We start from the raw sequence: 23,311 nt of genomic DNA on the forward strand, positions 1-23,311 counted from the left end.
CCGAACTCGGTGGCGGTGATGCCCAGTTCGATGATGTCGCCCTGGCGCGAGGCGCTGACGAAGTTGATTTCGGAGATGTACTTGGTGACCACCCGCTGGTTGCCCAGCTGGACGATGGCATAGATCGCCGCTTCTTCATCGATCCAGCGCAACAGGCTGCCGCCGAACAGGGTGCCGTTGGGGTTGAGGTCTTCGGGTTTTACCCATTTGCGGGTGTGGAAGTTCATGGTCACTCCAAAGCGTGTTGCGAAATGATGGGCAACATCATGGCAGAGCCCGGCCCCAAGCTCTATGAGCCATTGCCTATCACGCCTATGTGCTATCTTCATGTTGCCGACAGAAAGGCTTGGGAAGTCTGGCGCACACGGCTATAATCGCCCCCGCTTCAAAACGGTCATCTTCAGTTGATACCGTTCTCCCGCCACCTGTCCGAGGGGCGCTGCAGCAGGTTCAACCTGTCAGGCTCGGATGGGGCGTTGTCCGGCCTGGTACACTTGGCCTGATACTAAACGCACAACGGCGCCCATTCGCACACTACGAATGGAGGCTCTTCATGAGCGCAGTAAACACGCCTGCAGATTTCAACGACTACAAAGTCGCCGACATGTCCCTCGCCGCCTGGGGCCGTCGTGAAACCTTTATCGCCGAATCCGAAATGCCTGCCCTGATGGGCCTGCGCCGCAAGTATGCCGCTGAGCAACCGCTCAAGGGTGCGAAGATCCTCGGCTGCATCCACATGACCATCCAGACCGCCGTGCTGATCGAAACCCTGGTTGCCCTGGGTGCCGAAGTACGCTGGTCGTCCTGCAACATTTTCTCGACTCAAGACCAGGCCGCTGCCGCCATCGCTGCTGCCGGTATCCCGGTATTCGCCTGGAAAGGCGAGACCGAAGAAGAGTACGAGTGGTGCCTGGAGCAAACCATCCTGAAAGATGGCGCGCCTTGGGATGCCAACATGATCCTCGACGACGGCGGCGACCTGACCGAGCTGCTGCACAAGAAGTACCCAGCAATCCTGGACCGCGTCCACGGCGTGACCGAAGAAACCACCACGGGCGTACACCGCCTGTTGGACATGCTGGCCAAGGGCGAGCTGAAAATCCCGGCCATCAACGTCAACGACTCGGTGACCAAGAGCAAGAACGACAACAAGTACGGCTGCCGTCATAGCCTGAACGATGCCATCAAGCGCGGCACCGACCACCTGCTGTCGGGCAAGCAAGCCCTGGTGATCGGCTACGGTGACGTGGGCAAGGGCTCGTCCCAGTCCCTGCGTCAGGAAGGCATGATCGTCAAGGTCTCCGAAGTCGACCCGATCTGCGCCATGCAAGCCTGCATGGACGGCTTCGAAGTGGTTTCGCCGTTCATCGATGGCGTCAATGACGGCACCGAAGCGAGCATCGACAAGGCCCTGCTGGGCAAGATCGACCTGATCGTGACCACCACCGGTAACGTGAATGTTTGCGACGCGAACATGCTCAAAGCCTTGAAGAAGCGTGCTGTTGTCTGCAACATTGGTCACTTCGACAACGAAATCGACACCGCTTTCATGCGCAAGAACTGGGCATGGGAAGAGGTGAAGCCACAGGTACACAAGGTTCACCGTACCGGTGCTGGCGCGTTCGACGCCCAGAACGACGACTACCTGATCCTGCTGGCTGAAGGCCGCCTGGTTAACCTGGGCAACGCCACCGGCCACCCTAGCCGCATCATGGACGGTTCGTTCGCCAACCAGGTCCTGGCCCAGATCTTCCTGTTCGGCCAGAAGTACGCCGACCTGTCGCCCGCCCAGAAAGCCGAGCGCCTGACCGTGGAAGTATTGCCGAAGAAACTCGACGAAGAAGTGGCCCTGGAAATGGTCCGCGGCTTCGGCGGCGTGGTGACTCAACTGACCAAGACCCAGGCCGACTACATCGGCGTGACCGTTGAAGGTCCGTTCAAGCCGCACGCTTACCGTTACTGAGTAACAGCCCCCTGCTTTGCTGGGGCGGGCTTGTTGTGGCGAGGGAGCTTGCTCCCGCTGGGCTGCGAAGCGGCCCCAAGATTTTGGGAGCGCTTCGCACTCCAGCGGGAGCAAGCTCCCTCGCCACATCAAGCTCGCTCCTACAGGGGGCACCGTCGGCATTCTGAGTTTCAAAGGGTATTACCATGTCCCAAGACCGTCGCTACAGCTTCGAATTCTTCCCGACCAAGACCGATGCTGGGCATGAAAAACTGATGGCGACTGCCAAGCAGTTGGCCAGCTACAACCCCGACTTCTTCTCCTGCACCTACGGCGCCGGCGGTTCGACCCGTGATCGCACGATCAACACCGTGCTGCAGCTGGAAAGTGAAGTCAAAGTTCCCGCCGCTCCGCACTTGTCGTGCGTGGGCGACAGCAAAGCCGACCTGCGCAGCCTGCTGACCCAATACAAGGCAGCCGGCATCAAGCGCATCGTCGCCCTGCGCGGCGACCTGCCGTCCGGCATGGGCATGGCCAGCGGTGAGCTGCGCTACGCCAATGACCTGGTGAGCTTTATCCGTGAAGAAAGCGGCGACCACTTCCACATCGAAGTGGCGGCGTACCCGGAGATGCACCCCCAGGCCCGCAACTTCGAAAACGACCTGCAGAATTTCGTGCGCAAGGCCAACGCCGGCGCCGACAGCGCGATCACCCAATACTTCTTCAACGCCGACAGCTACTTCTACTTCGTCGAGCGTGTACGGGCCATGGGGGTGAACATCCCGATCGTGCCGGGCATCATGCCGATCACCAACTACAGCAAGCTGGCGCGCTTTTCCGACGCCTGCGGGGCCGAAATCCCACGCTGGGTGCGCAAACAACTGGAAGCCTATGGCGACGACGTCAAGAGCATCCAGGCGTTCGGCGAACAGGTCATCAGCACAATGTGTGAAGAATTGTTGCAAGGTGGCGCGCCAGGCCTGCACTTCTATACCCTGAACCAGGCTGAACCCAGCCTTGCCATCTGGAACAACCTCAAGCTGCCACGCTGAAGCTTGTCCGGCTGTGCCAAGGCCCTCGTCTCGACGAGGGCCTTTGTCGTTTTACATGCCCACGGAACCCAGCAGTCCATGAATACAGTGTCCACGACTTCCCGCCCGCAACTGGTCTACCTGGTCTTCGGCTCCGAGACCTACCACCAGGAAGCGGTGTTCAGCATCGCCAGCGCGCTGGCCTTCCTGAACGACACCCCGGACGCCGCCGTGGATATCCAGGTATTCAGCGATAACCCCGAGCCCTATCGCCTTTTGCCGGTGCGCGTGCGCCCGCTGGACGAAGCCACTCGCAAACGCTGGAGCGAGCCCCACGGCTATCACTTCCGCACCAAACATGTGGTGCTGCGCCAAGTGCTGGAAGAGTCGCCGGTGGCCATGCTGATCGACACCGACACGTTCTTCCATCATTCACCGATGGACCTGTTCGAGCGCGTGCAACCCGGCACCCTGCTGTGCAACGCCTTCTACACCCGGTACGGCGACAACCCCGAAAGTATTCTGTACACCGCGCTGCGCCAGCGCCTGCTGGACATGGGCGTCGCCGACGATGACATGATGACCCTCAATTCCGGGGTCATGGGCCTGACGCAACAGGACGCGCACATCCTCGACCGCTCCATCGCGTTGATGGACGAACTGTTTCCCTATGCCGAGGGCGCCTACACCCTCGAAGAGTTCTGCCTGTCGATTGCCGCTTATCGCAGCGTCAACGTGCGCGAGTGCCCCGACCTGATCCATCATTACTGGAGTCGCAAGCAACTGTTTCGCGCCAAGGTCAAGGCCTGGATCGCCAAGCATGCGGCCGCCCCTACCAGCGCATTGGCACTGGCCGACACCCGCCAGGTCTCCTCGCACCTGCCGCGCCCTCCCCGCCCGCAGCGCTTGCTGTACAAGCTGATCACACTGCTGTTACCCAAGCACCAGCAGCAGTTCATCCGCGAAATCCTCTACGGCTGCTACGAGCACGAGAACGAATTCGATCAGGCATGTGGCCCGGTTTGGTGGGACAAAGCCCGACAAAACCAAGAGGAACGTCAAAAGCGCCCGCTTGACGCGCATCAGTTGGAACACTGGTTCGCCAACCCCGTGGTACGCCTGATTCTCGGCGAGCGGCGCACAGCGATCTACGAACACTTGATGACCTCACCCGCCAAATAGCCCCGCCCGCGGATGCGCGTGCCAGAGCTTCTCTTTAAGGCAGGAGCGTCGTAACCTCAGGGCATGCCTGTCATTCTGAAGTTGCTGACTGCTGCCCTCTTTACTTGCCTGAGCCTGGCGGCTTATGGCGAGAAATTGCGCATTGTCACCGAGCCATGGGCGCCTTATGTGTACGACGACAACGGCACGATGCGCGGGCTGGACTACGAAACCACGGTGATCGTGTTCCAGCGCCTGGGTATTGAGGTGCAATGGCAATTCCTGCCTTGGAAGCGCTGCCTGGCCATGCTCGACCAAGGCCATGCCGACGGGGCGCTGGACATTTTCCACAGCCACGAGCGCGACGCCGTGCTTCTATACCCCAGCGAACCGCTGTCGGAAGTGAATTTCGTGCTCTTCTATGCCAATGATCGCCCCCACCCTGTCCAGGGCCTCGAAGACCTGCGCGACCTGACCGTCGGCACGTCGCCGGGTTACTTGTACGGCGCAGCATTCAGCGACTCCACCCTGTTCAACCGCGAAGCGGCCCCCAGCCATGAGGCCAACTTCGGCAAATTAATGTTGGGACGCATCGATTTGGTGATCACCGACCGCCGGGTAGGCCAGCATGTGATCAAGGCACTGGGCCTGGAGGGCAAGGTCAGCCAGGCGCCGGCTGTGGTCAGCCACCAGCCGCAGTTCCTTGCGGTGCGCCGTGGCGCGGGCATGGATCTGCTGGTACAACGCTTTGCCGCCGAGCTCAAACGCTTCAAACAAGAACCTGCGTACACCGCTTTGAGCATCAAATATGGTGGAATCCAAGCAATTACGGGGGTTGGACACACCGTTGAGCAGCAGGAAAGCAGCGTACCGTGATTGCTCTGTTATACTCCGGCCTTTCCGCCAGGCTCACGCCCGGCCGCTGAGGTCTTGAAAAAGGCACCCAACCCCGCTACAGCGCAGCTTTCAGCCCGCGCGAGCCGGTGGAGTGCCCGCCAGACGCAGCAGGACCGGACGGGGTTGCGCTCCCCTAAGCGCCATTCACGCCCGGCAAGATTATCCCTTTGGGCCAAGCCCTAACTAAAACAGGATTACTCATGTCCTTTGCTTCCCTCGGTCTCTCCGAGGCTTTAGTCCGCGCCATCGAGGCAGCGGGCTATACCGAGCCTACTCCGGTGCAACAGCGGGCCATTCCCGCCGTGTTGCAAGGTCGCGACCTGATGGTTGCGGCTCAGACAGGTACTGGTAAAACCGGCGGTTTCGCCCTCCCGATTCTGGAGCGGTTGTTTCCCAACGGTCACCCGGACAAATCCCAGCGTCACGGCCCGCGCCAACCGCGCGTATTGGTCCTGACCCCAACCCGCGAACTCGCCGCCCAGGTGCACGACAGCTTCAAGCTGTATGCCCGCGACCTGAAGTTCGTCAGTGCCTGCATCTTCGGCGGCGTCGGCATGAACCCACAGGTTCAGGCCATGTCCCGTGGTGTGGACGTGCTGGTGGCGTGCCCCGGTCGTTTGCTCGACCTGTGCGGCCAAGGCAGCGTCGATTTGTCCCACGTGGAAATCCTCGTGCTGGACGAAGCCGACCGCATGCTCGACATGGGCTTTGTCCATGACGTGAAAAAGGTCCTCGCCCGCCTGCCGGCCAAACGTCAGAACCTGCTGTTCTCGGCAACGTTCTCCCAGGACATCACTGCCCTGGCCGGCAAGCTGCTGCACAACCCTGAGCGCATTGAAGTCACGCCACCGAACACCACGGTCGAGCGTATCGAGCAACGCGTCTTCCGCCTGGCCGCCAGCCACAAGCGTGCGCTGCTGGCCCACCTGATCACCGCCGGCGCGTGGGAACAGGTGTTGGTGTTCACCCGTACCAAGCACGGCGCCAACCGTCTAGCCGAGTACCTGGACAAGCACGGCCTCACCGCTGTCGCCATCCACGGTAACAAAAGCCAGAACGCGCGCACCAAAGCCCTGGCCGACTTCAAGGCCGGTTCCGTGCGCATACTGGTGGCCACCGATATCGCCGCCCGCGGCCTGGATATCGACCAACTGCCACACGTGGTCAACTTCGAGCTGCCAAACGTCGATGAAGACTACGTGCACCGTATCGGCCGTACCGGCCGTGCCGGTCGTTCGGGTGAAGCCATTTCCCTGGTTGCACCGGACGAAGAAAAACTGCTGAAAAGCATCGAGCGCATGACCAAGCAGAAAATCGCCGACGGCGACCTGATGGGCTTCGATGCCAGCGCCGTAGAGGCTGAGAAGCCTGAAGTGCGCGAGCGTCCGGACGTGCGCAACCCACGCAACCCACGCGGTCCGAAGGGTGATGGCCCGAACGGCGGCGGTGGTGGCGGTGGTCGTCGCGACAAGGGCAAGGACAAGGGCGGCAAGGAAAAAGCGCCTACCAACGGCCGTGGCGAACGCCCAGCCCGCGAGCAGAAGCCCCGTGAAGGCACCCCGGCCCGCGAACAGCGCCAGCCGAGTCAGCCGCCACGCGCCGCCGCTGACCGTGCCCCGGACGAGTTCCTCGACGACGACGTGGATAACTTCGGCAACCGCGTTGACTACGTGCCTCAGGCCAAGCCGGCCCAAGGCCGTGGCCGTCGTCCCGGCGCGCCTGCACAAGGTGCGGGCGCAGGCGCTCCACGTGGCGGTCAGCCACAAGGCGCTCGCCAGAACGGCCCACGCAACAGCAGCGGCGGCACCACCGGCACTCCACCGGCCAAGCGCAGCGGCCCGCGTAATGGCGCACCGCGTGACGGCCAAGCCCGTCGCGAAGACTCGCGCAGCAACAACCGCCGCCCAGCCCGTGACGACCAGCCTCGCTTGTCCGAACCGGCCGTGCAGAACCCGCGCGGTGGCCCAGCGCCGAAGATCATCCACAAGGAGTCGAAAGCGGATCGCTTCCCGACACCCGAGCAACTGGATCAGTTGCCAGGCCGTCCTCGTGGTGAAAAGCCAGCATTGCTGACTCGCAACCGCTGAGTTTTTAGCCCCATAAAAAATGCCCCGTATCTTTCGATGCGGGGCATTTTTTTTGGACTCAATAACGATCCAATGTGGAAGGGGCGGTGCGACGATTCGACTTGCCCCCGATAGCTGAGTGTCAGCTGACCTACTTTTAACTGACACACCGCTATCGAGGGCAAGCCCTCTCCCACAAGGACCGCATTGCCAAGCCAGACATTACTTCTGCTTGACGCCTTCCAGCGAGATGTCCAGGTCCACGGTCTGCGAGGACGGGCCGGGGCCTTTGATGCCGAAGTCGTTCAGGTTGACGGTGGTCTTGGCGTTGAAGCCAGCACGTTCGCCGCCCCATGGATCCTTGCCTTCACCATTGAAGGTCGCCTTGAAGGTCACAGGCTTGGTCACGCCGTGAAAGGTCAGGTCGCCCGTTACGTCAGCGGTTTTCTCGCCGGTAGATTTAACGGCGGTGGACACGAACTTGGCGTCGGCGAACTTGGCAACGTCCAGGAAGTCTTTGCTGGCGATGTGCTTGTCACGCTCTGCGTGGTTGGACCACAGGCTGGCGGTTTTCACGTCGACCGCGATTTTGCTGGCTTCCGGCTTGGCGGCATCCCAGCTGAAGGTACCATCCCAGTCCTTGAAGGTACCGTGGATGTAGCTGTAGCCCAGGTGGCTGATTTTCCAGTCGATGAAGGCGTGCTGGCCTTCTTTGTCGATCTTGTAGTCAGCCGCCATCACCTGACCTGCAGACAGCAGGGCAGTACCGATGGCCAGAGCAGCGAGAGTCTTTTTCAACATGCTTTCTATTCCTTGTGAGTCGAGGTTGAACATCAGGCTTTGCGCCCCAGCATTCGCGTAAGGGTCACATCACGATCAATAAAGTGGTGTTTCAACGCAGCCACGCCGTGCAAGCCGGCAAAGACCACCAACACCCAAGCGAGGTACAAGTGCACCACGCCCGCAGTGTCTGCCTGGTCCGGTAGACCGGAAACCACGGCAGGAATTTCAAACAGGCCAAACACCGGGATACCGACACCGTCTGCGGTGGAAATCAGGTAACCGGCGATCATCACGGCGAACAGCCCGAGATACAGGAACGCGTGGCCGAACGCCGCACCGATACGGGTCAGGCGGCTGTAGCTGGCCAGCGGTGGTGGTGGCGGGCTTACCAGGCGCCAGACGATACGCACCAGCATAATGGCGAACAGCGTGATGCCAATGCTCTTGTGCAGGTCCGGCGCGTCTTTGCGCCAGGCGCTGTAGTAGTCGAGGCCGACCATCCACAAGCCCAGGGCGAACAAGCTGAACACCACCAGGGCCACGCCCCAATGCAAAACAATGCTGACCCAACCATAGCGGGCCGAAGAATTACGTAGCTGCATGTCCCAAATCCCGTAAGAGCTGCGCCCAAGACTAGCGATTTACCTATCGAATTAAAGCGGAAAATTTCGCTTTGAAATATCGAGAAATACGATCAAGAGCCTATGCACAATAAGTTAACCAAGGATTAAGGACTATTCCTAAGAAACGTGACAGACCGTCCTGTGTTTACCGCGAATTCCCTCACAATAGGTTGTGACACGCGCCACCATTGCATAGGCTTGCGCGATTGTTTTACCTGCGCTCGCCGCAGGACCGCTTCGAGGAGAGAACCGATGGGCTTGAACAACCAGTGGATGCAACGCGACCTCGCGGTGCTGTGGCATCCCTGCACCCAGATGAAAGACCACCAGCAACTGCCGCTGATCCCGATCAAGCGCGGCGAAGGCGTGTGGCTGGAAGACTTCGAAGGCAAGCGCTACCTCGACGCCGTCAGTTCCTGGTGGGTCAACGTGTTTGGCCATGCCAACCCGCGCATCAACCAGCGCATCAAGGACCAGGTCGACCAACTGGAACATGTGATCCTCGCCGGTTTCAGCCATCAACCGGTGATCGAACTGTCCGAACGCCTGGTGCAAATGACGCCCGAAGGCCTGACCCGCTGCTTCTACGCCGATAACGGCTCGTCGTGCATCGAAGTCGCGCTGAAAATGAGCTTCCACTATTGGCTCAACCGCGGCCTGCCGAACAAAAAGCGTTTCGTCACCCTGACCAACAGCTACCACGGCGAAACCATCGCCGCGATGTCGGTGGGCGACGTGCCGCTGTTTACCGAGACCTACAAGGCGCTGCTGCTGGACACCATCAAGGTGCCAAGCCCGGACTGCTACCTGCGCCCCGAGGGCATGAGCTGGGAAGACCACTCGCGCACGATGTTCCTGGCCATGGAACAGACCCTGGCCGAGAACCACGACACCGTCGCCGCCGTGATCGTCGAACCGCTGATCCAGGGCGCCGGCGGCATGCGCATGTACCACCCGGTTTACCTCAAGCTGCTGCGCGAGGCCTGCGACCGCTACGGCGTGCACCTGATCCACGACGAAATCGCCGTAGGCTTCGGCCGCACCGGCAGCATGTTCGCCTGTGAACAGGCGGGTATCCGCCCGGACTTCCTGTGCCTGTCCAAGGCCCTGACCGGCGGCTACCTGCCACTGGCGGCCGTGGTCACCACCGATGACGTCTACGACGCCTTCTACGACGACTACCCGACCCTGCGCGCCTTCCTGCACTCCCACAGCTACACCGGCAACCCGCTGGCGTGTGCGGCCGCGTTGGCGACCCTGGATATATTCGAAGAAGACAACGTCATCGAAAATAACAAGGCCCTGGCCCAGCGCATGGCCACGGCCACTGCGCACCTGGTGGACCACCCGCATGTGTCGGAAGTGCGCCAGACTGGCATGGTGCTGGCCATCGAGATGGTCCAGGATAAAGCCACCAAGACCGCCTACCCGTGGCAGGAACGTCGTGGCCTGAAGGTATTCGAGCACGCCCTGGAACGTGGTGCGCTGTTGCGGCCACTGGGCAGTGTGGTGTATTTCCTGCCGCCGTATGTGATCACGCCGGAGCAGATCGACTTCCTCGCCGAAGTCGCCAGCGAGGGCATTGATATCGCCACCAACAGCAAGGTCAGTGTGGCGGTGCCGAAGGACTTCCACCCAGGTTTCCGCGATCCGGGCTAATACCAGCCCCTGTAAGAGCTCGCGCTTGAAAAACCTTTTCAGAGAACAGAAATGAGACTGTCCCGCTTTTTTACCGACACCCCGCTGAGCCTCGGCGACCACGAGCTGCCTGAAGCCCAGGCGCATTACATCAGCCGCGTGCTGCGCATGGGCGAAGGCGATGCCGTGCAATTGTTTGACGGCTCCGGCCAGGAGTTCCTGGGCAGCTTGCTCGAAGTCGGTAAAAAGCGCGTCACTGTGCAACTCACCGAAAGCGTTGGGGGCCAGGCCGAATCGCCGCTGCATATCCATCTCGGCCAGGGCCTGTCCCGTGGCGAGCGCATGGATTGGGCGATTCAGAAAGCCACCGAACTGGGCGTCAACGCGATCACGCCGATTTTCAGCGACCGCTGCGAAGTGCGCCTCAAGGATGAACGCGCCGACAAACGCCTGCTGCACTGGCGCCAGGTGGCCATCAGCGCCTGCGAGCAATGCGGGCGTTCGACGGTGCCGCTGATTCACCCACCGCTGTTGCTGGCGGACTGGTTGAAGCAGACCGAGGCAGATTTGAAGCTGGTGCTGCACCCGGTGGCCGAGCCGCTGGTCAGCCATGCCAAGCCCTCGAGCCTGGCCTTCTTGATCGGGCCTGAGGGTGGGTTGACCGACGCAGAAGTCCAAGCGGCCCAAGGTGCCGGCTACCACGCCGCCCGCCTCGGCCCGCGCGTCTTGCGTACCGAAACGGCGCCGGTGGTGGCGCTGGCTGTGGCCCAACAACTCTGGGGCGACTTCTAACCCTCTTGATTGGGTGACCAAGCCGTTACATCACTCCACCGGATCACTCACTGGCTTGGCAATAATCGCCTTCAACTCACGGGTCATCGGGAATTCCAGGTTCAAGCCCTTGGGCGGAATCGGTGATTCAAACCAGCGCTGGTAAATCCCGTTGATCTCCCCACTGCGATAAAGGTCGCCAAGAGTCTCGTTGACCACTGCGAGAAATTGCGGGTCGTCCTTGCGCACCATGCAGCTGTAGATTTCCCGCGACTGCTCCTCCCCCACCACCACCCAATTGTGCGGGTCCTTGGCCTTGGCGCGCTCGCCGTAAAGCAACGCGTCATCCATGTAGAATGCCGCCGCGCGGCCGGTCTCGAGCATCTTGAATGCTTCGCCATGGTCCTTGGCGCTGATCACGAACATATTGGCCTTGTGCTCGGCGTTGTAGCTTTTGAGGAAACGCTCATTGGTGGTACCGGCGGTGGTCACTACGTTCTTGCCCGCAAGATCGGCAAAGCCTTGGATGCCACTGTCCTTGGCCGTCAGCAATTGCCCCTTCACGTAGATAAACCCGTAGGAAAACGCCACCTGCTTCTGCCGCTCGGCCGTCACGCCTGTAGAACCGCATTCCAGGTCGACAGTGCCGTTCTGCACCAGCGGAATACGCGTTTGGGACGTCACCAGGGTGTACTTCACATTGAGCGTGGCCACCCCGGTTTTCTGCCGAATGCGCTCAACGATCTTATCGGCCAGCTCCACCGAATAGCCCATGGGTTTGCCGCTGTTATCCCCGACGTAGGAAAACGGCACCGACGCATCGCGATAGCCCAACGTGATGGACTGGGCGTTAGCGATCTTGCCCAGCGTGCCGTCCAACGGCGCTGGGTTCGCATGGGCTTGAGCGCCCAGCAAAAGCCCCAGGGTGCAGCCGGCCAACAGGATTTTTTTCATTGTTATTCTCCGTGGGTCTTTCGGTTATTTTCGTACCGCAATCACGCTGATTTCCACCAGCACACTCGGCCGCGCCAGTTCCGCTTGCAGGGTCGTGCACGTCGGCGCCATGCCCGAGAGGAACACCAGGTCCTTGAAGGTCACTGCGCCCGAGAGGCGCTCATTGCTGCTGATTCGGGTGATGGTCATCAATACATCCTCATGCGGCGCGGGGCGCAAGGCCCTGCATATCAATGGAAGGCGCGTGTTGCCCGATCAACTCAGCGAGCAACTGGCCACTGCCGCACGCCAGGGTAAAGCCGAGTGCACCGTGGCCCAGGTTCAGCCATAGGTTGCGATAGACACTGGCACCAATCAGCGGCACGCCAGTCGGGGTGGCCGGGCGCATACCCGCCCACTCCACCGCATGGGCGTAATCGCCCGCCAAAGGAAATGTCTCCAGCGCCTGGCGCTTCATCAGCGCCAGGCGCTTGGGTTCAAGGCTGGCGTCGAAGCCGACGATATCCACCATGGCCGCCACCCGCAGTTGTTCGCCGATGCGCGCATAGACGATCTTGCGGTCGTAGTCGGTGATGCTCACGTTCGGCGCCTGGTGCTGCGCGCCAATCGGCACACTGAGGCTGTACCCCTTGAGCGGGTACAGCGGCAGCGGCACACCCAACGCCGCGCTGCGATACCCGGCCGCCAGTACCAGATGCTCGACCGGCATCACCTCTGCGCCCAGTTCGATCGCCTGCACCACACCGTCAGCGTGGCGCATGCCGGTGACCTTGCGCCCCAGCAAAAAGCGGCAGCGGCCGGACGCTTCAAGCCGCGCCGCCAAGCGCTGGCAGAAGGCATGACAATCCGCCACCTCCTCATTCGGCGTGTAGATCCCGCCGACAAAACCACCGCCCGCCAGCGCCGGCTCCAGGCGCGCGCAATCGGCGGCCGACAGCACCTGCTGCTGAAGAATATCGGTGACCTTGCTGCGGGCATGCGCAAAGGAACTGGCGTTGCGGAAGGTGACCAGTTTGCCGTTGCGCCGCCAGTCGAAGCCGTCCAGGTGATCATCCTCACGCCATTGCTGCAACGTGTCCTGGCTCAGGGAGGCAAGTCGCAGCAGGTGGGCGGTATTGCGTGTGTTCACCGAGCTACGGCAGGCGCCGAGGAACGCGGTCATCCAGCGCCATTGCTGAGGGTCGAGGCGTGGGCGCAGCTTCAACGGCGAGTCACCGCGCAACAGCCAACCGACGGCCTGAAGCGGCACGCCGGCATCGGCCAGCGGCGCCACATAGCGATAGGACAATTGCCCGCCATTGGCAAAACTGGTTTCACTGCCCAGGGTCTCGCACGCGTCGATCACCGTCACCTCGTGGCCCGCACGCACCAGCGCATACGCGCTGGCCAGACCAATCACCCCACCCCCAATGATGTGCACCATTCCCGCCGCCCGCCGTTGAATCAAGAGGCCTCAAGCCTAGGGGCAGGTGACAGGCCGCCGACAATGAATAAAGATGGGTCACCTATAAACAAAGGTTATGGACTTGCCATGCGCTTGCGTCATATCGAAATTTTCCAGGCCATTCGCCAGACCGGCTCCGTCAGCGCCGCCGCACAACTGCTGCATGTGTCGCAACCAGCGGTGACCAAGGTGTTGCAGCACGCCGAATTGCAGCTGGGCTTCCCGCTGTTTCTGCGCGTACGCGGCAAGTTGCAGCCCACGCCGGAAGCCCTGGCGCTGGAAAGCGAAGTGGAGAAAGTCACCGAAAGCCTGCAAGGCGTACGCCGCCTGGCCAAGAGCCTGCGCCGTGCACCGGGCCACAGTGTGCGCATCGGCGCGATCCCGGCGCTGGCCCTGTCGCTGCTGCCGCCAGCTATTCTTGAGTGGAAGCGCGATTACCCGGACATGGCCTGTGAATTGTCCAGCGACCACAGCCGCGAACTGGTACAGAAGCTGCTGATGCGTGAGATTGACCTGGCGCTGACGCTCAACTTCTCTGGTCATCCAGGGCTGACCACGCAAGTGCTGGCCAACGGCGTGTTGGTGGCATTGGCGTCCAAAGGCTATTGGTCTGATGCCGAGCTGAGCAGCCCACTGCCCCTGGCTGACCTGGCGGGTACGCCGCTGATAGGTCTTTCCAGCGCCGACCCGCTGGCGGCTAAACTCGACAGTTACCTGGAACACGTCGACCCGCCGCCAAGGGTGACGATCTCGGTGCAAACCTACTCGCTGGCCCGTGCGATGGTGGAATCCGGCGCCGGCCTCACGGTGATCGACCCCTTCACCGCCCTGGGTGCTTCGACCGCCACCACCTGCATCCGCACGCTCACCCCGCCGCTGCCGATCACGCTGTACGCCCTGACCCGCGCCGATGAACCGCCGCCGCATATGCTGGCTAATCTGCTGGAGATCTTCGGCCACCGTGCCCGGGCGTTATTGGAGCGGCTCTAACAGAATACCGATGATCTAATGTGGCCCGCTCCCACAGGGCTAAAGCACGTAATGCATGATCGCCACAAAGTGCAGCAGGCTCCCGCCAATCACAAACAAATGCCAGATCCCATGGGAATGCCGCAGGCGGTCCTCCAGGGCAAAAAAGATGATGCCGACGGTGTACAACACCCCACCCGATGCGAGCCATACAAACCCCGCCATGCCCAGTGCGGCGATCAGCGGCTTGACCGCCACCAGCACGATCCAACCCATCACCGCGTAGATCACGATCGACAGGATGCGCGCCTCGGAGCGCGGCTTGATCTCCTGCAGGATGCCGATCACCGCCAGCCCCCACACAATCCCGAACAACGTCCAGCCCCATGGCCCGCGTAACGTCACCAGGCAAAACGGCGTGTAACTGCCGGCGATCAACAGGTAGATCGAAAAGTGATCGACCTTCTGCATGATCGCTTTTCGCCGCCCCTGCACGCTGTGGTAAACCGTCGACGCGCTGTACAGCACCATCAGCGTAAAGCCATAAATCGCCACGCTGACGATCTTCCAGGGGCTGCCATCCAGGCTCGCCACCACCAACATCCACACGGCGCCAATACACGCCGCGACTGCACCGAGCAAATGGCTCCAGGCGTTGAACCGTTCCCCGTGATACATCTGTCACTGACCTCCTGTAACCGTTAAACACTGGCTGGCAAGCGTCCAGCCTTGCGCATAAGAGTGCAAGCAGGATATGACGTTCCGAGGACGCCAGACGGTTTTGCGGGCACAATCGACCGCATTCGAACAAGAGCCCATGGCCATGCTGATCGACGAAGAATTCACCCTCAAGAAACTGGAAATCTTCCTGGCGTTCATGCGCACAGGCAACCTGGCCCGCGCCGCCGCCGAGCTGCAGACCAGCAACGTCAGTGTGCACCGCGCCATCCACTCCCTGGAAAACGCCCTGCGCTGCCCGCTGTTCAAGCACGAGGGGCGCAACCTCACGCCGCTGGAAAGCGCTTACGTATTGGAAGAGCGCGCGCAGAAACTGGTGGCCGACGTGGTCGACAGCGTACGCCTCACCCGTGAAGCCGCCGGGTTCTCCGCCGAGCGCTTCAAACTGGGCTCACTGTATTCGCTGACCGTGAAGACCGTGCCGCAACTGATCATGGGCCTGAAGATCCGCCGCAGCGAACTCAATATCGACCTGATCCTGGGCTCCAACTTCGACCTGCTCTACAAGCTCAAGAACATGGAAGTGGACGCGATCCTCATCTCCCTGGACGAACACGCCAACGACCCCGATTGCGAGCAGATCGCGCTGTTTTCCGACGACATCTTCCTCGCCACCCCGGCCGACTCGCCCTTCGACCGCGAACACGAAATCGACCTCGCCGACGTGCGCGACGCGACCTTCATCACCCTCACCCAAGGCTTCGCCACGCACCAGGATGGCAATCGCGTGTTCAAGCAAGCGGGGTTCGAGCCTAAGGTGGCGATGCAGGTGAATGACATCTTTACGCTGCTGAGCATGGTCAGTTCGGGGGTGGGTTACGCGCTGTTGCCGGGGAGGATTGCGGCGGTGTATGAGAACCGGGTGAAGTTGATACCGCTGCAACCCAGGTATCGGTTGCAGCAGCATATTGGGGTGGTGTTTTTGAAGGCCAAAGAAAGGGATCCAAACCTGCTGGCGTTGCTGGCAGAGTGTCGGATGTATGCCAACCGCCAGGTGCCGGCCTGACACACCGCTATCGGGGGCAAGCCCCCTCCCACACTGGGTACGATTCCAAGCCTACATTTGAAATGCCATCAAATGTGGGAGGGGGCTTGCCCCCGATGGCGCCACGCGAGGCACCGCGAAAGCTAACCGACCAGACCACGCACAATGAAATAGAGCAGCGAAGGCCCAAGCAGGCAGCCCAGCCCGGTGTGGAACGTCGCCGTCAGCGCACCATACGGCACCAACCGCCGATCCGTCGCCGCCAGCCCCGCCGTCACCCCACTCACCGTACCGGCCAAGCCACCAAACACCATCGCCGAACGCGGGTTATCCAACCCCATCCAACGCGCCGCGACCGGCGTGCCGACCATCACCAGAATCGCCTTGATCAACCCGGTGGCAATCGACAGCGCCATCACATCCGAGGTCGCGCCAATGGCCGCACCGGTCACCGGGCCGACGATGTAAGTCACGGCACCCGCGCCGATGGTGGTCATGCTGACGGCATCGCGATAACCGAACACCCAGGCCATGCTCGCGCCGACGATAAACGGCAAGATCGTGCCCAACAGCAGCGCGATCACGCCAATCATTCCGGCCTTGCGGGCTTCGGTGGCTTGCACTTCAAACGCCGTGGCGACGATGGCAAAGTCGCGCAGCATCGCGCCGCCCATCAGGCCGATGCCGGAGAACAGCGCCAGGTCAGCCAGGCCTTTCTGGCCGCCCGTAACGGTGCCGCCGACCCAGGCCAGGACCAGACCGATGACGATGGCAATCGCCGAGCCATGAATGCGCCCAAACGTCAGGCGCTTGGACAGCACCACGGAAATCCACATGACCACGCCAACGAAGGCAAACGCGGTGATCAGACCGTTATGTTCCAAGCCTTTTTCAATGAGATCCCACATATCAGCGACCTCCCACTGGCGCGATCAGCGGCTCTTCATCGGGTAACGGCTCACCCTTGTGAGTGCGACTGATCAGGGCGATGGTGCAACCACAGACCACCACCGAACCAATCGCGGCGAGCACCGCCACCGGGCCGCCGTGCAGGGCCGTCACGACGTTTTGTTGCGCGGCCATTGCCACGACCACGGGGATGTACATGGCGCCCCAGAAGCCGACGCCCATTTCGCAATCCTTGGTCATGCCGCCGCGTTTTTGCATCCACAAGCGGGCGCAGATCAGCAGGATCATCGCGATCCCCACCCCGCCCACGTTGGATTTGACACCCAGCAACACACCGAGCATGTCGCCCATGATCACACCCGCAAGCGTGCAGATCGCCAGCAGTGCCACACCGTAAATAATCATTGTTGTTGTCCTCAAAGTGCTCGATCGAAATTGTTGTTTTTGTGCTTCGAAAGCCTTGGGTGGTGCTTTATCGGTGGCGGCGTTCCTCCTCTTGCAGCAGGGCCTGCAAGGTATCCAGGCGTGCGCCTTCGCAGGCAATCACCGTGCCCTGTTCAAACACCCGGCGTGACAGGCCGGTGAGCACCGCGCCCGGAGGCAGTTCGATTTGCAGGCGCACACCGCGCTCATAGGCGCTTTGCACGGTGCCGCGCCAGTCGACGACGCGGCACATGTTGAACGCCAGGTCATCGCGCAATTGCTCGGGGTGATGGATCGGCCGCGCGCGGGTGCTGCTCAGGTAGGTGATGCGCGGTGCCTTGAGCGGCACGAAGGCGCGCGCCAGGGCCTGGGCAGGCGCTTCCAGCAACGCGCAATGCGACGGCACGCTGACAGCCAGGCGCTTGGCGATGCCGTTGCCTTTGATGCGGTCGGCGACACGCTGCATGGCCGCGTTGCTGCCGGCGATGACGGTCTGGTTGTCGGCATTGATATTGGCCAGGTACACCGGGGTTTCAGCACTGTGTATGTCGGCCAGCGCGCTTTCGACGGTGGATAACTCAGGGCCAATCAGCGCGGTCATGCCGTAGCCCTGTGGATAAGCGTTTTGCATCAGCTCACCGCGCAGGCTGACGAGTTTGATGGCATCGTTGAAGTCCAAAGCACCGGCGACCACCGCCGCCGGGTAGGCACCGATGGACAGGCCCGCGACGTAATCCGGGGCGTGTTGCAGCAGGCGGGCGTGGGCCACGCCGACGATCAACAGGCAGAGTTGTACCGCGCGGGTATTCGCCAGGGCCTCAGTTGAATCCAATGCACGAACATCTTCACCCAGCGCATCGCTGGCCTGCTCCAACACCTCGGCCGGCAACGCCTGGAGCATGCCCGGCCGTTGGGCGCCCTGCCCCGGGAACACCAGAAGGCTGCTCATGCCACGGCCTGCCAAGGATCAAGCACCAAGTGCGCGCCGCTGGCGGTTTTAAGCAGCACGCGGCGTGAGCCACTCGCCCATTCGCGCAAGGCAACGGCGCCAAATGGAGTCTGCAGTTGCAGGTCCACGGCGCACGCCGCCGTCTCCAGGATCGCCAGCAGGTCGTTTGCATCACCTCGAGCCAAAGGCTCGGGTGTGCGCAGAATTAAATCCAAGTCGCTCTGAGCATGCAGCGCTTCGATCCCGCTGGCCAATTCGAAACCCGCGCTGCCCGTGACGCCCCAGGTCTCCTGCGTCAGCACCCGCCGCAGGGCTGCGAGCGCTCGCAACGCCGGCAAATCCCGTGGCGAGATCACACCGCGCAACGCTTCGGGTATCACGCGCCGCTGCACCGCTGCCATGGGCATCTCGGCGGCGAAACGCTGCTCCCGCAGGCGCCCGCGCACGCCGACCGCCACGTAGCCCGGTGCGGCGATGGCGCGACGCACCACCACCGGGTGTCCGGCGCTGATCGCTTCCACCGCCCAGGCCGGAGCCTCGGCAGGCAGATGCGCCGGGGTCATGCCCCAGAGCAAATCGTGGGCGTTCACCATTGCTCCCGCAGCAACTGGCGTACGTGGCTGGAGGCTGCGCGATGGGTTGCACCGAGGCGCCCGCTCAAGTCGGTGCTGCCGATATCCTTGATTGCATGCACCAGGCAATCGCTGACCCGCGCCACGTCGTCCGCCGTGGGCTGTTCGATCTGGCTGACCGACAAGGTCTCCCAGAGCAAACCGAGGCTGGCATAACTGTCGATGTCATAGGCCATGGGCGGCACGCTGGCGGCCAGGGCTTCCAGTTCTTCAACACTGCGCAACGTTACACGCGCGGCCGAAGCCTTGCCCATGGCGTGCACCATCACGCCGGGGTCGCGCAGGGCGATCAGGCGGTTGGCCTGGTAGCCGTGGGCGAGGAAGGCGCCGGACATGGCCTTGCCCACCAACAGCGCAATCACCGGGTGCCCGGCGAGGCGAGCGCGGGCGTAACTGTCGGCGGCGGCGGCCAGGGCCTGGTGGATGCCGAGGGCTTCTTCGCGACGGCCATAGGCTTGGCTGGGCACGTCGACGATGGCGATGATCGGGCGTTTGTCGCCTCGGGCGATGGCTTCATCCACCGCTTTGGCCAAGCCCCAGCCTTCGAGCAAGCCGACTTCGCCATGACGCGCACGCGGGAAGCGGTTTTGCGCGTCAGTGACCACGGCAATAAAGCGCACGGCGTGCTCGCCCAACAGGCCGTCGGCCACTTTCAGGGAGTTCGGCAACCCCTCGACAGACGTCGCACCCGCGCTCAGCGCGTCGAACCACTGCAAACCTCTCATGAGCGTTCTCCTTGATACAGCTCGCGCACCGTCGCCGGGTCGATCTGCGCCGTGGCATCCAGTTCGGCCAGGCGCGCCAGGTAGTACGCGGGCTGGCGGCTGCGTTGTTGGGTGGGCAGGCCTTGTTGCAGCAATGCGCTGACGGTCTGTTGAATCTCGGCCACATCGTCCGCCACATAACGGTCGGCCAGGCCACTGTTGAAACGTTGCTCACCGCCCGTAAGGCTCCAGATGAAAGGCCGGTCGCGGGAGTCGTACTCCTCCAGGCCGGCCTCCTGTTCGATGACTTGCGGGCCATTCAGGCCCAGGCGGGCTTCGCGCGTGACCACCAGGTAACTGCACAACCCGGCGGCGATGGACATGCCGCCAAAACAACCGACGCTGCCGGCCACCACGCCGATCACCGGCTGGTACTGGCGCAGGTCGACAATCGCCGCGTGGATATCCGCGATGGCGGCCAGGCCGAGGTTGGCTTCCTGCAGGCGCACGCCACCGGTTTCCAGCAGCAACACCGCGCGAGTCGGGATGCCTTTGCGGTTATCTTCGGCTGCCAGCTCCAAGGCGCCGGCGATTTTCGCGCCGCCCACTTCGCCAAGGCTGCCGCCCTGGAAGTTGCCTTCGATGGCGGCAATGACCACAGGTTTTCCGTCGATGCTGCCCTTGGCAATCACCACGCCGTCATCGGCCTGCGGCACCACGCCTTGGCGGCTGAGCCACGGTGACATGACGCGCTGGAACGGGTCGATCAATTCGCGGTAAGAGCCCGCGTCCAGCAAGGCCTTGGCGCGCTGCCGAGCGCCCAGTTCAACGAAGCTGTGTTTGGCGAGTAAGTCAGTCATGGCCGATCTCCTCGAAACCCTGCTCCAGGCGCAAGCGCACCACGCCGGGGGTGGCGCCGAAGTCGTGGATATCAATGTTCAAGGCCGGTGGGGTTTGCTCTTGGAAGATGCGTTCGAACAGGTGCTGCCAGCGCTGTTCGGCGCCATTCACCGAAGTCTGTACCTGAATGGTCAGGGTGCCAGGCGTGCCCGGTTCCAGCAGCACTTCCAGGTCGCCCGAGCCGACGCAACCCACCAACGCACGGCCTTTTGGCGGCTGCCCGGCGGGGAATTCAAAGGATAAGGTTTCCATCACAACGCTCCGTCGAGGCGGTCGATAAACAGGCAGGCGGCCAACAGGTCGGCGGCGCCGCCCGGGGAGGCATTCAGGGCCAGCAGTTGGAGGTCCAGCGCGTGCAACTGGCGGCGACCGTCCAAGGTTGCGCTGCCGCCGGCATCCAGCACGGCCTGGGCGCCGTGTTGCATGGCTTGGAGGCCTTCGGTGCCGGCGCGGTAGAGCACGCAGGTGTCTGCCAGGTCCGTCATGATCGCGAGCAAGGCGTCCAGGCGGGCGTTCTGTTCGCCAGCGTTTTGTTGTCGGCTTCTGTGCAGTTGCGGCAAGCCGCGTTGCACCACCGACGGGAAGCCCAGTTGCGCTTCTTCACGGGCGCCGCGTGCGCCATAACGTTGGGCGACCTGGGCACCGTGGCTCATGGGCTGCGGGGCGTAGCGGTCGTTGAGCAAGGCCAGTTTGGCTGCCGTCAGCGTGACGGCGCGTGGTTCCAACGCGGCAGCCGCCGTCAACAAGCCAAGGGCCCAGATCGCGCCGCGATGGGTGTTCACGCCGTGGGTGGTGATGAGCATCGCTTGCTCACCTTCTCGGCCAATACGCCCGAGCGCTTCACGCAGGGGCAAGCCGACTTCACCGTGTTCAATCGCGGCCTCGGCCATTTCCTTGAACATCGGCCACAGCGACAACGCCGAGGCGTGCATCAGGCCCAGGTGCAAATCGCTGTGGGCGCCGTTGCCACGCCGGTCCACCAAGGCGGGTTTGGGCGACAGGTCCGCTTCATCGATCAGCGCATCGACAGCCCTATCCGCCAGGCGATCCGCGAGGCTGAGTTCATGCAGTTTGAGGGCGCGCATTTACCAGCTCCTGAATTTGGCGGGCGGGTTGTACAGGCCACCGGACCATTCCACCAGGTCGGCCACGCTCTTGGCGGCCAACAGCTCGCGGGTGGCGTCGGTGCGGCGGATGCCCAAGTCTTCGGGCAAGGCGATCAGGCCTTCGCGGCGCATGCGCGCGGTGTCTTTAGGGTTGTGGCGCATGCCGATGGCCGTGACGCCTGCGACAGCGGCGATCATCGCCTGGCGCTCTTCGAGGGAGCGCGCCTTGTACAGGTAGGCGATGCCCTCTTCGGTGAGCAAGTGGGTGACGTCATCGCCGTAGATCATGATCGGTGCCAGCGGCATGCCGCTTTTGCGCGCGACTTCGACGGCGTCGAGGGTGTCGACAAAGGTGGGTTTGCCGCCTTCCTGGAAGGTCTCGACCATTTGCACCACGAGTTTCTTACCGCGTTCCAACAAGGCTTCGGGCGCATCGTCGTGGCGCATATCCAGCCAGGCCGGCGTGCCGTGGCGGCGACCGCGTGGGTCATGCCCCATGTTCGGTGCGCCGCCAAAACCGGCGAGTCGGCCACGGGTCACGGTGGAGGAATGGCCGTCGCCGTCGACCTGCAGGGTGGCACCGATAAACAGGTCCACCGCGTATTGGCCGGCGAGCTGGCAGAACATCCGGTTGGAGCGCATCGAGCCGTCGCGGCCGGTGAAGAACACATCCGGCCTCGCGGCGATGTAGTTCTCCATGCCCAGCTCGGTGCCGAAGCAGTGCACGCTTTGCACCCAGCCACTTTCAATCGCGGGGATCAACGTGGGGTGCGGGTTGAGGGTCCAGTTGCGGCAAATTTTGCCCTTGAGACCGAGGGATTCGCCGTAGGTGGGCAGGATCAGCTCGATGGCGGCGGTGTTGAAGCCGATGCCGTGGTTGAGCGACTGCACATTGTGTTTTTCGTAGATGCCACGGATCGCCATCATCGCCATCAGCACATGCACCGGCTTGATGTGGCGTGGGTCGCGGGTGAACAACGGCTCGATGTAGAACGGCTTGTCGGCCACCACCACGAAATCCACCCAACTGGCGGGGATGTCGACACGGGGTAAATCGGTGACGTCGTCCACCAACTGGTTGACCTGCACGATCACGATGCCATCGCTGAAAGCGGCAGGCTCGATCAGCGCCGGCGTGTCTTCGGTGCTGGCGCCGGTGTAGATATTGCCGGCGCGGTCGGCCATGAAACCGGCGGAGAGCACCACGTTGGGGATCAGGTCCACCACCAGCCGCGCATAGAGTTCGATGTAGGTGTGGATCGCGCCGATTTCCAGCAGGCCGTCTTCGAGCAACTGGCTGATGCGCAGGGATTGGGTGCCGGCGAAGGAGAAGTCCAGCTTGCGCGCGATGCCTTTTTCAAACAGGTCCAGGTGCTCGGAACGGCCAACACTGGGCATGATCATGTGCAAATCGTGGAGCTTGGCCGGGTCGGCTTTGGCAAGGGAACGCGAGAGAAAATCTGCCTGTTTCTGGTTATTGCCCTCCAGCACCACACGGTCGCCGGGCAGGATCAGCGCCTCAAGCGCCTCGACGATCCTGTCACTGGGCAACACCGCCCCGTCTGCGTATTTCTTGACCAGCCCGAGCCGCCGCTGCTTCTCGTCGCGCCGCCGCGTCCAGCGCGAGTCGGGGGTAATTGTTGTTGTCATGGTCGCTCCACGAGGTTTGCTGTCGTGGGACTACCT

25 protein-coding genes and 1 riboswitch are annotated in these 23,311 nt (G+C 62.3%); of the genes, 9 read left to right on the forward strand and 16 right to left on the reverse strand.

The genetic code is table 11. The features are described from left to right. On the reverse strand, positions 1 to 227 hold a 227-nt coding region (locus AC3ZU9_RS18040; RefSeq protein WP_490091137.1), incomplete at its 3' end, for an acyl-CoA thioesterase. A gap of 198 nt (positions 228 to 425) precedes the next feature. After that, positions 426 to 532: riboswitch (S-adenosyl-L-homocysteine riboswitch) on the forward strand. Between the two features lie 21 nt (positions 533 to 553). Between AC3ZU9_RS18040 and ahcY the strand changes: the two genes are divergently transcribed. The 5 genes from ahcY (at position 554) to rhlE2 (ending at position 7,118) form a co-directional block, all read left to right on the forward strand. Next, on the forward strand, positions 554 to 1,963 hold the full coding sequence (ahcY, locus tag AC3ZU9_RS18045; RefSeq protein WP_015886307.1) for an adenosylhomocysteinase: 1,410 nt from the start codon (positions 554 to 556) through the stop codon (positions 1,961 to 1,963). Between the two features lie 185 nt (positions 1,964 to 2,148). Beyond that, positions 2,149 to 2,994: a methylenetetrahydrofolate reductase [NAD(P)H] gene (gene metF / locus AC3ZU9_RS18050; protein WP_015886308.1), complete on the forward strand. Its 846-nt coding sequence runs from the start codon at positions 2,149 to 2,151 to the stop codon at positions 2,992 to 2,994. A 78-nt stretch (positions 2,995 to 3,072) separates the two neighbouring features. Next, positions 3,073 to 4,155, forward strand: a complete 1,083-nt coding sequence (locus tag AC3ZU9_RS18055) for a hypothetical protein (RefSeq protein WP_093542504.1) — start codon at positions 3,073 to 3,075, stop codon at positions 4,153 to 4,155. Between the two features lie 63 nt (positions 4,156 to 4,218). After that, positions 4,219 to 5,010, forward strand: a complete 792-nt coding sequence (locus AC3ZU9_RS18060; protein WP_122811779.1) for a substrate-binding periplasmic protein — start codon at positions 4,219 to 4,221, stop codon at positions 5,008 to 5,010. A 221-nt stretch (positions 5,011 to 5,231) separates the two neighbouring features. Beyond that, on the forward strand, positions 5,232 to 7,118 hold the full coding sequence (gene rhlE2, locus AC3ZU9_RS18065; protein ID WP_015886311.1) for an RNA helicase RhlE2: 1,887 nt from the start codon (positions 5,232 to 5,234) through the stop codon (positions 7,116 to 7,118). A gap of 201 nt (positions 7,119 to 7,319) precedes the next feature. Here the strand turns inward: rhlE2 and AC3ZU9_RS18070 are convergent, their stop codons facing one another. Both AC3ZU9_RS18070 and AC3ZU9_RS18075 read right to left on the reverse strand, forming a co-directional pair. Then, a complete protein-coding gene (locus AC3ZU9_RS18070; RefSeq protein WP_046034960.1) occupies positions 7,320 to 7,898 on the reverse strand; it encodes a YceI family protein in 579 nt (192 codons plus the stop codon). A gap of 32 nt (positions 7,899 to 7,930) precedes the next feature. Continuing rightward, positions 7,931 to 8,482, reverse strand: a complete 552-nt coding sequence (locus AC3ZU9_RS18075) for a cytochrome b (protein WP_015886313.1) — start codon at positions 8,480 to 8,482, stop codon at positions 7,931 to 7,933. A gap of 273 nt (positions 8,483 to 8,755) precedes the next feature. Between AC3ZU9_RS18075 and AC3ZU9_RS18080 the strand changes: the two genes are divergently transcribed. Then, on the forward strand, positions 8,756 to 10,162 hold the full coding sequence (locus tag AC3ZU9_RS18080) for an adenosylmethionine--8-amino-7-oxononanoate transaminase (protein WP_015886314.1): 1,407 nt from the start codon (positions 8,756 to 8,758) through the stop codon (positions 10,160 to 10,162). A 51-nt stretch (positions 10,163 to 10,213) separates the two neighbouring features. Beyond that, entirely contained in the window at positions 10,214 to 10,933 is a 720-nt protein-coding gene (locus AC3ZU9_RS18085; protein ID WP_102061875.1) for a 16S rRNA (uracil(1498)-N(3))-methyltransferase, read from the forward strand. A 30-nt stretch (positions 10,934 to 10,963) separates the two neighbouring features. On the opposite strand, the gene AC3ZU9_RS18090 is transcribed toward AC3ZU9_RS18085, so the two are convergent. From AC3ZU9_RS18090 to AC3ZU9_RS18100, 3 genes are read right to left on the reverse strand one after another with little or no spacing between them, the layout of a single operon-like run. Continuing rightward, positions 10,964 to 11,866: a transporter substrate-binding domain-containing protein gene (locus tag AC3ZU9_RS18090; protein ID WP_102061874.1), complete on the reverse strand. Its 903-nt coding sequence runs from the start codon at positions 11,864 to 11,866 to the stop codon at positions 10,964 to 10,966. 24 nt (positions 11,867 to 11,890) lie between these two features. After that, positions 11,891 to 12,055 carry a RidA family protein gene (locus tag AC3ZU9_RS18095; RefSeq protein ID WP_320399934.1) on the reverse strand — a complete coding sequence of 55 codons (165 nt, stop codon included), beginning with the start codon at positions 12,053 to 12,055 and terminating at the stop codon, positions 11,891 to 11,893. Between the two features lie 10 nt (positions 12,056 to 12,065). Beyond that, positions 12,066 to 13,289, reverse strand: a complete 1,224-nt coding sequence (locus AC3ZU9_RS18100) for a D-amino acid dehydrogenase (RefSeq protein ID WP_490091138.1) — start codon at positions 13,287 to 13,289, stop codon at positions 12,066 to 12,068. Positions 13,290 to 13,397: 108 nt separating this feature from the next. Between AC3ZU9_RS18100 and AC3ZU9_RS18105 the strand changes: the two genes are divergently transcribed. Continuing rightward, on the forward strand, positions 13,398 to 14,300 hold the full coding sequence (locus tag AC3ZU9_RS18105) for a LysR family transcriptional regulator (protein ID WP_015886319.1): 903 nt from the start codon (positions 13,398 to 13,400) through the stop codon (positions 14,298 to 14,300). A 39-nt stretch (positions 14,301 to 14,339) separates the two neighbouring features. Here the strand turns inward: AC3ZU9_RS18105 and trhA are convergent, their stop codons facing one another. Then, a complete protein-coding gene (gene trhA, locus AC3ZU9_RS18110; RefSeq protein WP_102061871.1) occupies positions 14,340 to 14,957 on the reverse strand; it encodes a PAQR family membrane homeostasis protein TrhA in 618 nt (205 codons plus the stop codon). 145 nt (positions 14,958 to 15,102) lie between these two features. Between trhA and AC3ZU9_RS18115 the strand changes: the two genes are divergently transcribed. Then, on the forward strand, positions 15,103 to 16,023 hold the full coding sequence (locus tag AC3ZU9_RS18115) for a LysR family transcriptional regulator (RefSeq protein WP_015886321.1): 921 nt from the start codon (positions 15,103 to 15,105) through the stop codon (positions 16,021 to 16,023). Between the two features lie 122 nt (positions 16,024 to 16,145). Here AC3ZU9_RS18115 and madM read toward each other — a convergent pair whose 3' ends face one another. The 9 genes from madM to mdcA all read right to left on the reverse strand — a co-directional run bounded on the left by madM (position 16,146) and on the right by mdcA (position 23,275). Continuing rightward, positions 16,146 to 16,910: a malonate transporter subunit MadM gene (madM, locus tag AC3ZU9_RS18120; RefSeq protein ID WP_015886322.1), complete on the reverse strand. Its 765-nt coding sequence runs from the start codon at positions 16,908 to 16,910 to the stop codon at positions 16,146 to 16,148. Between the two features lies 1 nt (position 16,911). Next, positions 16,912 to 17,316: a malonate transporter subunit MadL gene (madL, locus tag AC3ZU9_RS18125; protein WP_015886323.1), complete on the reverse strand. Its 405-nt coding sequence runs from the start codon at positions 17,314 to 17,316 to the stop codon at positions 16,912 to 16,914. A gap of 67 nt (positions 17,317 to 17,383) precedes the next feature. Next, positions 17,384 to 18,283 carry a malonate decarboxylase subunit epsilon gene (gene mdcH, locus AC3ZU9_RS18130; RefSeq protein ID WP_490091139.1) on the reverse strand — a complete coding sequence of 300 codons (900 nt, stop codon included), beginning with the start codon at positions 18,281 to 18,283 and terminating at the stop codon, positions 17,384 to 17,386. Next, complete coding sequence (locus AC3ZU9_RS18135) at positions 18,280 to 18,876, reverse strand: malonate decarboxylase holo-ACP synthase (RefSeq protein ID WP_093542514.1); 597 nt, start codon at positions 18,874 to 18,876, stop codon at positions 18,280 to 18,282. Before AC3ZU9_RS18135 ends, mdcH begins: the two co-directional genes overlap by 4 nt. Beyond that, a complete protein-coding gene (gene mdcE / locus AC3ZU9_RS18140; protein WP_490091140.1) occupies positions 18,870 to 19,640 on the reverse strand; it encodes a biotin-independent malonate decarboxylase subunit gamma in 771 nt (256 codons plus the stop codon). The genes AC3ZU9_RS18135 and mdcE overlap by 7 nt, the downstream gene beginning before the upstream one ends. Then, positions 19,637 to 20,479 (reverse strand): biotin-independent malonate decarboxylase subunit beta, encoded by an 843-nt coding sequence (locus AC3ZU9_RS18145; RefSeq protein WP_046034952.1) that lies wholly within the window; start codon positions 20,477 to 20,479, stop codon positions 19,637 to 19,639. The genes mdcE and AC3ZU9_RS18145 overlap by 4 nt, the downstream gene beginning before the upstream one ends. Further along, on the reverse strand, positions 20,472 to 20,771 hold the full coding sequence (locus AC3ZU9_RS18150; RefSeq protein ID WP_015886328.1) for a malonate decarboxylase subunit delta: 300 nt from the start codon (positions 20,769 to 20,771) through the stop codon (positions 20,472 to 20,474). Before AC3ZU9_RS18150 ends, AC3ZU9_RS18145 begins: the two co-directional genes overlap by 8 nt. After that, entirely contained in the window at positions 20,771 to 21,604 is an 834-nt protein-coding gene (locus tag AC3ZU9_RS18155) for a triphosphoribosyl-dephospho-CoA synthase (RefSeq protein ID WP_490091141.1), read from the reverse strand. Before AC3ZU9_RS18155 ends, AC3ZU9_RS18150 begins: the two co-directional genes overlap by 1 nt. After that, positions 21,605 to 23,275, reverse strand: a complete 1,671-nt coding sequence (gene mdcA, locus AC3ZU9_RS18160; RefSeq protein ID WP_015886330.1) for a malonate decarboxylase subunit alpha — start codon at positions 23,273 to 23,275, stop codon at positions 21,605 to 21,607. It abuts the gene before it with no gap. Positions 23,276 to 23,311 lie beyond the last annotated feature (36 nt).

This window comes from Pseudomonas sp. A39 (assembly GCF_058145955.1).

Excerpts from the sequence above, each read along its gene's own strand:
- ahcY (WP_015886307.1), top strand. The coding sequence starts at position 554 with ATGAGCGCAGTAAACACGCCTGCAGATTTCAACGACTACAAAGTCGCC.
- metF (WP_015886308.1), top strand. The coding sequence starts at position 2,149 with ATGTCCCAAGACCGTCGCTACAGCTTCGAATTCTTCCCGACCAAGACC.
- AC3ZU9_RS18055 (WP_093542504.1), top strand. The coding sequence starts at position 3,073 with ATGAATACAGTGTCCACGACTTCCCGCCCGCAACTGGTCTACCTGGTC.
- AC3ZU9_RS18060 (WP_122811779.1), top strand. The coding sequence starts at position 4,219 with ATGCCTGTCATTCTGAAGTTGCTGACTGCTGCCCTCTTTACTTGCCTG.
- rhlE2 (WP_015886311.1), top strand. The coding sequence starts at position 5,232 with ATGTCCTTTGCTTCCCTCGGTCTCTCCGAGGCTTTAGTCCGCGCCATC.
- AC3ZU9_RS18070 (WP_046034960.1), bottom strand. The coding sequence starts at position 7,898 with ATGTTGAAAAAGACTCTCGCTGCTCTGGCCATCGGTACTGCCCTGCTG.
- AC3ZU9_RS18075 (WP_015886313.1), bottom strand. The coding sequence starts at position 8,482 with ATGCAGCTACGTAATTCTTCGGCCCGCTATGGTTGGGTCAGCATTGTT.
- AC3ZU9_RS18080 (WP_015886314.1), top strand. The coding sequence starts at position 8,756 with ATGGGCTTGAACAACCAGTGGATGCAACGCGACCTCGCGGTGCTGTGG.
- AC3ZU9_RS18085 (WP_102061875.1), top strand. The coding sequence starts at position 10,214 with ATGAGACTGTCCCGCTTTTTTACCGACACCCCGCTGAGCCTCGGCGAC.
- AC3ZU9_RS18090 (WP_102061874.1), bottom strand. The coding sequence starts at position 11,866 with ATGAAAAAAATCCTGTTGGCCGGCTGCACCCTGGGGCTTTTGCTGGGC.
- AC3ZU9_RS18095 (WP_320399934.1), bottom strand. The coding sequence starts at position 12,055 with ATGACCATCACCCGAATCAGCAGCAATGAGCGCCTCTCGGGCGCAGTG.
- AC3ZU9_RS18100 (WP_490091138.1), bottom strand. The coding sequence starts at position 13,289 with ATGGTGCACATCATTGGGGGTGGGGTGATTGGTCTGGCCAGCGCGTAT.
- AC3ZU9_RS18105 (WP_015886319.1), top strand. The coding sequence starts at position 13,398 with ATGCGCTTGCGTCATATCGAAATTTTCCAGGCCATTCGCCAGACCGGC.
- trhA (WP_102061871.1), bottom strand. The coding sequence starts at position 14,957 with ATGTATCACGGGGAACGGTTCAACGCCTGGAGCCATTTGCTCGGTGCA.
- AC3ZU9_RS18115 (WP_015886321.1), top strand. The coding sequence starts at position 15,103 with ATGCTGATCGACGAAGAATTCACCCTCAAGAAACTGGAAATCTTCCTG.
- madM (WP_015886322.1), bottom strand. The coding sequence starts at position 16,910 with ATGTGGGATCTCATTGAAAAAGGCTTGGAACATAACGGTCTGATCACC.
- madL (WP_015886323.1), bottom strand. The coding sequence starts at position 17,316 with ATGATTATTTACGGTGTGGCACTGCTGGCGATCTGCACGCTTGCGGGT.
- mdcH (WP_490091139.1), bottom strand. The coding sequence starts at position 18,283 with ATGAGCAGCCTTCTGGTGTTCCCGGGGCAGGGCGCCCAACGGCCGGGC.
- AC3ZU9_RS18135 (WP_093542514.1), bottom strand. The coding sequence starts at position 18,876 with ATGGTGAACGCCCACGATTTGCTCTGGGGCATGACCCCGGCGCATCTG.
- mdcE (WP_490091140.1), bottom strand. The coding sequence starts at position 19,640 with ATGAGAGGTTTGCAGTGGTTCGACGCGCTGAGCGCGGGTGCGACGTCT.
- AC3ZU9_RS18145 (WP_046034952.1), bottom strand. The coding sequence starts at position 20,479 with ATGACTGACTTACTCGCCAAACACAGCTTCGTTGAACTGGGCGCTCGG.
- AC3ZU9_RS18150 (WP_015886328.1), bottom strand. The coding sequence starts at position 20,771 with ATGGAAACCTTATCCTTTGAATTCCCCGCCGGGCAGCCGCCAAAAGGC.
- AC3ZU9_RS18155 (WP_490091141.1), bottom strand. The coding sequence starts at position 21,604 with ATGCGCGCCCTCAAACTGCATGAACTCAGCCTCGCGGATCGCCTGGCG.
- mdcA (WP_015886330.1), bottom strand. The coding sequence starts at position 23,275 with ATGACAACAACAATTACCCCCGACTCGCGCTGGACGCGGCGGCGCGAC.